We start from the raw sequence: 6,987 nt of genomic DNA on the forward strand, positions 1-6,987 counted from the left end.
TTCTTCCGCTCTCGCGCGAACTGTTTAAGCCAACTTTCCAAGAGCAATGACAATCGCCGACCCTTCGCGGAGCATCGGGCCAACTGCATGGGAGAGCAGGTCGCAGCGACAGAGCAGCTGGAAGCTGTCTTAAGACCTACGCAGACTGCCGGCGGCGCAGATCTCGATCAGCGGTTGGTAACGATCTTCGGGCGCAGCGGCACGCCATGCGCCTGCCGGGCTACGGTGCGGTCATGGCCCATCAAGCTGGACGCCAGACTTGGAACTGAAAGGAAGCAACTTGCATGAGCGCAGACGCAACCCGCTTTGACGGCAAGGTGGCCATCATCACCGGCGGTGCCGGGGGTATTGGCGCAGCCACCGCACGACTGATTAGCGCGCGGGGCGGCAAGGTGGCCGTGGCCGATATCATGATCGACTGGGCCGAGGGACTGGCTGCCGAACTGCCCGGCGCCATTGCCATCCACCTGGACCTGAAAAGCGAAGCATCGACCGAGGCGATGATCGCCACCACGGTGCAGCATTTCGGCCGGCTGGACGTGCTGCACAACAACGCGGCGCTGCTGGGCCCCGATATTGCGCAGCAGGATGGCGACGTGGAACACATGGCCACCGCGCTGTGGGACCGGACCTATGCCGTCAACGTGCGCGGCACGATGATCGCGTGCCGGGCCGCCCTGCCCCACTTGCGCGAGGTGCGCGGCAACATCGTCAACACGGTCAGCAACCTTGCGCTGCAGGGCCACCTGATCCAGGCCGCCTATTCCAGCAGCAAGGCCGCCATCATCCAGATGACGCGGGCCATTGCCGCCAGCCACGGCAAGCTGGGCGTGCGCTGCAACGCGGTGGCGCCGGGCATGACCATGACGCCGGCGCTGCGCGAAGCCTTTCCGCCCGCGCTGCGCAAGGTGGTGGAGGATGAAACCCTGCGCGAACAGCTGGGCGATCCGGAAGACATCGCCGAGGCGGCGGCTTTCCTTGCCAGCGACGCGGCCCGCAACGTGACCGGCCAGGTGCTTGTCTGCGACGGCGGCGGCGCCAGCCACGTGCCCGGCCTTGCCGGCTTCCGCAGCTTCTTTTCGGGAGAACATTGAGATGAGCCAGTACGACATTGTCGTGATGGGCGCCGGCCACAATGGCCTTGTCGCCGCGGCCTACATGGCCAAGGCGGGCAAGAAGGTGCTCGTGCTTGAGCGGAAGCCCCACTATGGCGGCGGCGTTTCCACGCGCGAATTGCTGCACCCCGGCTTCTGGCACGACGAGCACTCCAACGTGCACATCATGATCCAGGGCAATCCCATGCTGCGCGAGGACGAGCTTGGCCTGCTTTCCAAATTCGGACTGGAGTACATCTACCCCGACCTGATCCACGTCTCCATCTGGGACGACGGCACCGTCATCCGCAGCTACAAGGACCTGGACAAGACCTGCGAGGAACTGGCCCGCGTCTGCAGCCCCAAGGATGCCGAAGCCTATCGCCGGTTCGTGGAGATGAGCCAGACGGCGCTGCCGATGCTGGTCAGCGGTCTGTACAGTCCGCCGTTTCCGATGGGCGCGTTCGTGGCGATGATGGATCAGTCGGACGAAGGGCGCTTCCTGCTCGACCTGATGCAGCGCACCGCGCTCGACATCGTGGACGCCTATTTCGACAGCGAGCTGCTGAAGCTGCACATCGTGCGCATGGTCACCGAGAACCTGCAGATGCCCGATGAACTGGGCACCGGCATGGGGGCGTTCGTGATGCCGGGCATCGTCCACACCTATGGCTGTTCCATGCCGAAGGGCGGATCGGGCCAGCTTTCCCATGCGCTGGTCCGCGCCATCGAGCATTTCGGCGGCGAAGTGCGCTGCAATGCCGAAGTGAAGCGCGTGATCGTTTCGGGCGGCAAGGCGACGGGGCTGGAGCTGGTCGACGGCGAAACCTTCAGGGCTCGCGACGGCGTGATCGGCGCGATCCACCCGCACGTGCTGCGCAAGTTCGTGGCCGAAACGCCCGAGCCGGTGCTGGCCCGCGCCGAGCGCGTGACGCAGTCCACGTTCTCCATCAACCTCACCCACATGACGTTGAAGGAGCGCCTGAAGCTGAAGGTCGGCAACGATTGCAACGCGATGATGACCGAGCTGATGGACTTCTACACCGTGCGCGACATGTGCCTGGAGTATGACAAGCTGCGGCGCGGCGAAGTGAGCGAGCGACTGATCGCGGGCGGCGACAACACCATCTTCGATCCCAGCCGCGCGCCGGAAGGGGCGGGCGTGTTCTATGGCGTGAACTTCGCGCCCTATGACCTATACCCCGGCGGCCCCGCATCGTGGGAGGAGCGCAAGATGGAAGTGGCGGAAAAGGCGCTGGCCCAGTACCGCAAGTTCTATTCGAACCTCACCGACGACAACATCACCGGCCGCCTCGTGCGATCGCCGGTGGACCATGAACGCGACAGCCCGGCCAGCTTCGTGCGCGGCGACATCCATGGCTGCGCGCCGTTCTTCTACCAGTCGGCAGGGCACCGCCCCACGCCTGACCTCGGCAACCTGCGCGTGCCGGGGATCGAGGGGCTGTATCTGGTCGGTCCGTTCATGCACCCGGGTGGCGGCGTGTTTGGCGCAGGGCGCGCCACCGCGATCCAGATGATGGACGACATGGGGATTGACTACGACAAAGTATGCGGGGGGCCGGTGTAATGAGCAGCGCACGCAAGAAGGTGCCGGTGGCGACGATTCTCGATGCCAACGACAAGGAACTGATGGCGATCCGCAAGATCGAGCCGGATGGCAACACTCTGGTCATTCGCGGCAAGATCTTCGGGGCCATGCCGATGGTGGCGAAGCTTACGCCTGCCGAGGCGCGCGCGGCGCTGAAGCTGCTCGATCTGCGCACCGTGCTGTTTCTGCTGACATTCCTGTTTCGCAAGAACTGATATCGGTTTTCTGGATTGGATCGCAGCGAAACAATGCATCCCGTCGAATTGCGATAGATCAACAATCCAAGGTCTGCGCGCCGTCATGACTCTTCCCGTAGTTTCGGGAGACCAGCGATGGCGATTATTGGAATCAGGCGGCTGACATGGTTGGTGGACGATGTCGCCGCCTGCGTTCGTTTCTTCACTGACTTCGGACTGACGCTGGTCGAGCAGGATGGCGCTTCGGCACTGTTCGAAGCAGCGGACGGTTCTCAATCGCTCTTCCTCGCCCGCGGGCACGAGCGTTTGCCCAAGGGCACGGCGCAGACCGCGCGAGGCGTGCACGAGTGCGTCTGGGCGCTTGACAGCGAGCAGGCTCTAGCACGTCTCGTCGCGCGTCTTGAGCGCAACGTGCCGATCGAGACCGATGACGAAGGAGTGGTGCACTTCGTCACCGCTTTCGGCCAGGCGATCGGTCTGCAGGTCTGGCAGCCGCGACAGGTGTTCGGCGCGCCAACGCCGCAGAACACGGTGGGCCGCATTGCCCGCCTCAACCAGCCGCGCAAATGGATCGATCGCGCTGTGCCCAAGCGCACGCACCATTGCGTCTGGACCTTTCCCGACGTGCAGGAAGCTGTCGACTTCTACCGCGACATGCTCGGCTTCCGCATCACCGACATGCAGAAGGGGTTCGGGGTCTATATGCGGGCCGATGGCGCGTACGAGCACCACAACATCTTCCTCGCCGATGCCCACGCACCGATGCCGGGCTTCAATGGCACGCTGAAGTTCCATCACGCCAACTGGGAAGTCGAGGACATCGACGAACTCATGGTGGCCAAGAACTACCTGGATCGGCGTGGCTATACCTATGGCGACTGGAACTGGGGCTTCGGCCGCCATCGCCTGACATCAGCGGCATTCTTCTACGTTCCCTGTCCCGCCGGTGGCGAGGCCGAGTATGGCGCCGATTGTGATTGCGTCGATGACAGCTGGAAGCCGCGCATCTGGGACGGCGCCTTCGGCACGGCGATCTACATGACGAACCTCCCCGATTTCATGAAGAGCGAACCGGACTGGGACGTGACCTATGCCCGGCCGGATCAGCTCCATTACCACCCCGCAGACCCGGCCCCGCTGGCCGAAGCAGCCGAATAAGGAAGGCGATACGATGTCAAAGGCAAACCGAGTTCTCATCATCGGCGGCGGCGTGGGCGGCCTCGCGGCAGCAATCGGCCTGCACCAGCGCGGCATAGAAGTTGAAGTCGTCGAGCGCGACAAAGACTGGAAGGTCTATCACGTTGGCATCATCGTGCAGGCCAATTTCGTCCGCGCGCTCAACATGCTGGGACTGGGCGATCGCGCAGTCGCGGCGGGCTACGCCTACCGCGGCGCGCGATTCCTCGACATCGACGGGAACGTCCTGAAGGAATTGCCCGGTGACACGGCAGTCGACGGCCTGCCCTCGGACCTCGGCCTTACCCGTCCGGCCCTGCACAAGGTGCTGACCGAGAAGGTCCGTGCGCTTGGCATTCCGGTCCGGCTTGGCGTGTCGTTCGATAGTCTCGATGACGATGGCGACGGTGTCGATGTCAAGTTCACCGACGGAACCTGCGGCAGGTATGATCTGGTGATCGGTGCGGATGGCAACTACTCCGCCGTCCGCAAGGCGCTCTGGCCCGAAGCGAAGCCCCAATACACGGGGCAGGGCGTATGGCGCTACAACGTGCCCCGACCGGAAGGGCTGGAGTGGGCAGACATCTACATCGGCAAGGACAAGGGCAAGGCCGGGTATTGCCCTCTGACGCCTGAAGAGATGTACATCTTTGCGGTCTTCGAAGAACCTGGCAATCCCCGGTTCCCTGCCGAAACACTCGCGGCCGAGATGCGTCGGCGCCTAGAGGAATACGGCGGCATCCTGGCTGAGGCGGCGCGGCATGTCACCGACCCTTCGCTCGTGGTCTATCGCCCGTTGGAAGCCTGCATCATGCCGGCTCCCTGGTATCGAGGGCGGATTGTTCTCATTGGCGATGCTGCGCATTCCGCCACACCACACTTGGGCCAAGGCGCAGCCATGGCCGTCGAGGATGCGGTTGTGCTGGCCGAGGAAGTCGCGGAGCGCGAAGTAGACAGCGCTCTGGCGGCGTTCATGGATCGGCGGTTCGAACGCGCAAAGCTGGTTGGCCTGAGTTCAATCCGGCTTGGCGAGTGGGAAATGCATCCGGAAAGGTCCGGCGATCCGATGCAGCTGACCGATCAGATTCGGAAGAAACTTGCCGAACCCGTCTGATCCATTTGCGGTATCGATATCACGGGTCCGGAAACTTTGGTTTCCGGACCTTGCGGTTATTAGGCATGACAGTCCGGCTAAGGGGACTTCCGGAGTAATCATGCCACCCAAGGATTCTACAGCCGTCATCGGTATCGAACGTGTCGTTTTCGGCGTGACCGACATCGCTGAGCATACCCGCTTCTGGGTCGATTTCGGCCTGCAGATCGAACACGCCAGCGAAGAGGAGGCGTCCTTTCTCCTGCCATCCGGTAGTCGCATCGTGCTTCTGCCGCATGGGGACGCCAGGCTGCCTTCACCTGATCCCTATGTCGGCGACGGGATCAAGGAGACTGTCTGGGGGGTAGACACGACCGAAAATCTCGAGTTGCTCGCCGCGAGCCTGGCCAGCGAAGTGCCGGTCGCCCGGGACGCGGATGGAACCGTGCATTGCGTTTGCCCGGATGGTCAGCCCATTGCCCTGCGTGTCTGGCAGAAGAAGCCGGTGGTTTCGGAAGCCAGTCCGGTCAACACGCCGTCAAGCTGGCCGCGCTTCAACCAGCACCGCATCTGGCGGAAGCGGGCACGGCCAAAGACGATCAACCACGTCGTCTTTTTCAGCACCGACTATGTCGGCAGCTTCGAGTTCTACGAACGGCACCTCGGCTTCCGCTATGTCGATCATTCGAAGGGGACCGGTATCTTCGCCCGGGCGGGGGGTACGTTCGAGCATCATTCGATCTTCTGGGTGAACTGCGATCTTCCCATCGCTCCGGATCACTTCAAGTTCATGCATATCGCATTCGGCTGCGATGACATCGACGAGGTCATGCTCGGCGCCAACATCATGGACAACAAGGGCTGGAAAAATACCACCATGAACACGAGTGGCGGTATCTCCCGGCACCGTATCTCGAGTGCAATCTACTATTATTGCGAGATTCCGGGACATGCCGGCGAGGCCGAATATCATGCCGACACGGATTATGTCGACGATGGGTGGGTGCCACGTGCGTGGGACTTCAAGTTCGGCTCGCTGCTCTGGTCGCACAACGCTCCCAAGATCTTCCGGGGCGACGACATCCCTTGGGACATGACCTTCGACCTCGACCGTAAAAGCTTCGATCCCTATCGTCGCTCCAAGCCCGGGAAACGTCCGATCGAGGGCGATCTGGCAAATCTGACCGAAGAGGACGAGCACGCCATCTGAGATTGCAGAAAGGGGCGCCCCGACAGAGAGGCGCCCCTATTCGTCTCATTGCATGGGATCGGAGCAGGCCCAGACTTCAGCTGTGGGCAGAGGATCCCCAATCTGACCTTGGGTCAATGGATTCAGGGCCTCGTTCGTCGCGGAGTCAGACCGCGCCCTCCACGAATTCGATCAGATTGCCCGCACAGTCACGTATAAAGCATCCCTTGCCGAAGCTTTCGCGCACGACCATCGCGATGTCCGCACCTTTCTGTTTCATTTCCGCGAGAAAGGAATCCAGATCGGCGACCTGGAAGGCGACATGCTTGTTGCCGTGAGTCTGAACGTCGCGCGGTGGGTAGCGGCGTTCGTCCGGAAGGGGGGCTGCCCCCTCGACCTCGAAGATTTCGAACCGGAGAGGCCCCTTGCGCAGCATGGCCGTGTGGCTTCTCGCGGCCTCGATGTAGAAGCGGTGTTCCACGGTGAAGCCGAGGATCGTGCCATACCATTCGATCGCCTGTTCGAGCGAGGGGACCGACACGCCGCCGTGATGGAAAGTAAAGTCAGCCATGAGGTCTACACCATTTCGTTGAATGTTTGGGCGCACCAGTCTGCGATGTAGTCGCGCA

7 protein-coding genes are annotated in these 6,987 nt (G+C 62.4%); 6 read left to right on the forward strand and 1 reads right to left on the reverse strand.

The features are described from left to right. Nucleotides 1-284: 284 nt before the first annotated feature. The 6 genes from AX703_RS13280 (at nucleotide 285) to AX703_RS13305 (ending at nucleotide 6,379) form a co-directional block, all read left to right on the forward strand. Nucleotides 285-1,094 (forward strand): SDR family NAD(P)-dependent oxidoreductase, encoded by an 810-nt coding sequence (locus tag AX703_RS13280; protein ID WP_062344693.1) that lies wholly within the window; start codon nucleotides 285-287, stop codon nucleotides 1,092-1,094. Nucleotide 1,095: 1 nt separating this feature from the next. Further along, the gene (locus AX703_RS13285; protein WP_062344695.1) at nucleotides 1,096-2,682 is read left to right on the forward strand and encodes an NAD(P)/FAD-dependent oxidoreductase; all 1,587 of its coding nucleotides are present in this window, start codon (nucleotides 1,096-1,098) and stop codon (nucleotides 2,680-2,682) included. After that, the gene (locus tag AX703_RS13290; RefSeq protein ID WP_039336705.1) at nucleotides 2,682-2,918 is read left to right on the forward strand and encodes a hypothetical protein; all 237 of its coding nucleotides are present in this window, start codon (nucleotides 2,682-2,684) and stop codon (nucleotides 2,916-2,918) included. The genes AX703_RS13285 and AX703_RS13290 overlap by 1 nt, the downstream gene beginning before the upstream one ends. 117 nt (nucleotides 2,919-3,035) lie before the next feature. Beyond that, the gene (locus tag AX703_RS13295; protein ID WP_062344697.1) at nucleotides 3,036-4,058 is read left to right on the forward strand and encodes a VOC family protein; all 1,023 of its coding nucleotides are present in this window, start codon (nucleotides 3,036-3,038) and stop codon (nucleotides 4,056-4,058) included. A gap of 13 nt (nucleotides 4,059-4,071) precedes the next feature. Further along, on the forward strand, nucleotides 4,072-5,190 hold the full coding sequence (locus tag AX703_RS13300; RefSeq protein WP_062344723.1) for an FAD-dependent monooxygenase: 1,119 nt from the start codon (nucleotides 4,072-4,074) through the stop codon (nucleotides 5,188-5,190). 100 nt (nucleotides 5,191-5,290) lie between these two features. Further along, nucleotides 5,291-6,379 carry a VOC family protein gene (locus AX703_RS13305; RefSeq protein WP_062344699.1) on the forward strand — a complete coding sequence of 363 codons (1,089 nt, stop codon included), beginning with the start codon at nucleotides 5,291-5,293 and terminating at the stop codon, nucleotides 6,377-6,379. A 145-nt stretch (nucleotides 6,380-6,524) separates the two neighbouring features. On the opposite strand, the gene AX703_RS13310 is transcribed toward AX703_RS13305, so the two are convergent. Continuing rightward, the gene (locus tag AX703_RS13310) at nucleotides 6,525-6,929 is read right to left on the reverse strand and encodes a VOC family protein (protein WP_062344701.1); all 405 of its coding nucleotides are present in this window, start codon (nucleotides 6,927-6,929) and stop codon (nucleotides 6,525-6,527) included. Between the last annotated feature and the right edge of the window lie 58 nt (nucleotides 6,930-6,987).

Source organism: Novosphingobium sp. CCH12-A3 (assembly GCF_001556015.1).
In the GTDB taxonomy this organism is placed as follows: domain Bacteria; phylum Pseudomonadota; class Alphaproteobacteria; order Sphingomonadales; family Sphingomonadaceae; genus Novosphingobium; species Novosphingobium subterraneum.

Bases quoted from the DNA above. Each gene is read 5' to 3' on its own strand.
- AX703_RS13305 (WP_062344699.1), top strand. From the start codon at position 5,291: ATGCCACCCAAGGATTCTACAGCCGTCATCGGTATCGAACGTGTCGTT.
- AX703_RS13295 (WP_062344697.1), top strand. From the start codon at position 3,036: ATGGCGATTATTGGAATCAGGCGGCTGACATGGTTGGTGGACGATGTC.
- AX703_RS13290 (WP_039336705.1), top strand. From the start codon at position 2,682: ATGAGCAGCGCACGCAAGAAGGTGCCGGTGGCGACGATTCTCGATGCC.
- AX703_RS13300 (WP_062344723.1), top strand. From the start codon at position 4,072: ATGTCAAAGGCAAACCGAGTTCTCATCATCGGCGGCGGCGTGGGCGGC.
- AX703_RS13310 (WP_062344701.1), bottom strand. From the start codon at position 6,929: ATGGCTGACTTTACTTTCCATCACGGCGGCGTGTCGGTCCCCTCGCTC.
- AX703_RS13280 (WP_062344693.1), top strand. From the start codon at position 285: ATGAGCGCAGACGCAACCCGCTTTGACGGCAAGGTGGCCATCATCACC.
- AX703_RS13285 (WP_062344695.1), top strand. From the start codon at position 1,096: ATGAGCCAGTACGACATTGTCGTGATGGGCGCCGGCCACAATGGCCTT.